General features: G+C 64.3%; 3 protein-coding genes. 2 read left to right on the top strand and 1 reads right to left on the bottom strand.

The window, feature by feature from the left end; genetic code table 11:
* The coding region (locus A5714_RS11225) for a glycosyltransferase (RefSeq protein ID WP_068285228.1) at positions 1 to 997 on the top strand (997 nt) is incomplete at its 5' end.
* A gap of 175 nt (positions 998 to 1172) precedes the next feature.
* Here the strand turns inward: A5714_RS11225 and A5714_RS26060 are convergent.
* Positions 1173 to 1364: a hypothetical protein gene (locus tag A5714_RS26060; RefSeq protein ID WP_156747270.1), complete on the bottom strand. Its 192-nt coding sequence runs from the start codon at positions 1362 to 1364 to the stop codon at positions 1173 to 1175.
* 32 nt (positions 1365 to 1396) lie between these two features.
* On the opposite strand from A5714_RS26060, the gene A5714_RS11220 reads away from it, so the two are divergent.
* A partial coding sequence (locus A5714_RS11220) for a glycosyltransferase (RefSeq protein ID WP_197513640.1) occupies positions 1397 to 1775 on the top strand: 379 nt, incomplete at its 3' end.

Below are 1775 nucleotides of genomic sequence, written 5' to 3'. Positions count from 1 at the left end.
CGCGGAAGGATGCTGGCGCCACATGAACACGACGCTGCTTTCCCTGGCCGACGGGGCTGACCTGATCTTCGCTGGCCAGAGCTACCAGGAACCCGCAGCGAACGTTGCCGAGTATTACGACCTCCCGTTGGCCACCCTGCACCACGTCCCGATGCGGCCCAACGGGCAGGTGGTGTCTTTGCTTCCCGCGCCATTGGCGCGGTCGTCGATGGTGGGGTTCGACTGGTTCTGTTGGCGCCTGAACAAGAAGGTCGAGGACGCCCAACGCCGCGAGCTGGGTCTGCCGAAGGCGACGGGGCCGTCGCCCCGGCGAATCATCGAACGGCGGTCGCTGGAAATTCAGGCCTACGACGAGGTGTGCTTCCCGGGCTTGGCCGACGAGTGGGCCGACTGGCGTGACCAGCGACCGTTCGTCGGCACGTTGACGATGCAGCTGGCCACCGGCGCCGATGACGAGGTCGCGTCGTGGATTGCCGCCGGTACCCCGCCGATCTGTTTCGGATTCGGCAGCATGCCCGTGGCATCCCCGGCCGCGACGGTGGAAATGATCGGCGCCGCGTGCGCCGAGCTGGGGGAGCGGGCGTTGATCTGCGCCGGCTACAGCGATTTCAGCAGTGCGCCGTCTTTCGAGCACGTGAAGGTGGTGGGAGCGGTCAATTACGCGGCGATCTTCCCGGTCTGCCGCGCGGTCGTCCACCACGGCGGTTCAGGCACCACGGCCGCCAGCATGCGCGCGGGCGTTCCCACCGTGATCCTGTCCATGGACGCCAACCAGACCATTTGGGGAGCGCAGCTCAAACGCTTGAAAGTCGGGACGACGCGGCGCTTTTCGGCGACGACCCGGAAAACCCTCACCGCCGACCTGCGCCGGGTGCTGGCGCCGGATTACGCGGTGCGCGCCCGGCAGATCGCCAGCCACATGACCAAGCCCGCCGACAGCGTCCGCAAGGCCGCCGATCTCGTCGAGAATTTCGCCCGAGCGCGCAGCCGCGCCTGAGCGGGTCCGCAAGCGCCGGGGAAAATATGCCCCGAAAAGCGTCGGTAAATTGCGCTTTTCGGAGCCATCTGTGGCGGATACGAAATCGCGCGGTTTCCAAAGACACGCCGACGGTCCTCTGGCACAATGTATCCTCAGCCGACGATGCCTGCGCTGCTCGAAGGTCGTCACAGTGCTACGGTCCGGGGGAAAGGCCGATGACATTGGCTTTGCCAGAATTCACCACACCGCTACTGCGATGTAATTCATTTTCGTTGCAATCGCCGAAGGCGTTGCATCGCCGTTCCGCCTTTTCCTCTAGGAAAGCGCATTGGCCAGCGATGATCTGCAATTCGCAGGCCACCGGCGACTCGCCGAAGTTGCCCATGCTGACGGAGAGTGATTAAGGTTACGGTCGCGATGAAATTTGCTGTGGCGAGCTATGGAACGCGTGGCGACATCGAGCCGTGCCTCACCATCGGTCGTGAACTGATGCGCAGGGGCCACGAGGTGCGCATGGCCGTCCCGCCGAACCTGGTGGAGCTGGCGCAGAAGGCCGGTCTCCCGGCGATCGCCTACGGCCCCGATATGCACGACTTCTGGAGCGACGAATTCATCCGTGACTTTCGGAAGAATTTCGTGCGCAACCCGATCAAGCTGATCCGCGATGCGTGGGAGCCCGTGCTGCGGAATTGGCAGGAGATGAGCGCGTCGCTGATGTCGGTGGGGGCGGGAGCCGACCTCATCTTCAGCGGCCAGCTCTACCAGGATCTCGCCGTGAATGTCGCTGATTACTACG

Source organism: Mycobacterium sp. E2462 (assembly GCF_001672685.1).
Lineage (GTDB): Bacteria > Actinomycetota > Actinomycetes > Mycobacteriales > Mycobacteriaceae > Mycobacterium.
The sequence above is the reverse complement of the archived record's forward strand: the minus strand, read 5'-3'. Positions and strand labels throughout refer to the sequence as shown.

What these genes read in the sequence shown, in the direction of transcription:
- A5714_RS26060 (WP_156747270.1), bottom strand. Translation starts at nt 1,364, where the DNA reads ATGGGCAACTTCGGCGAGTCGCCGGTGGCCTGCGAATTGCAGATCATC.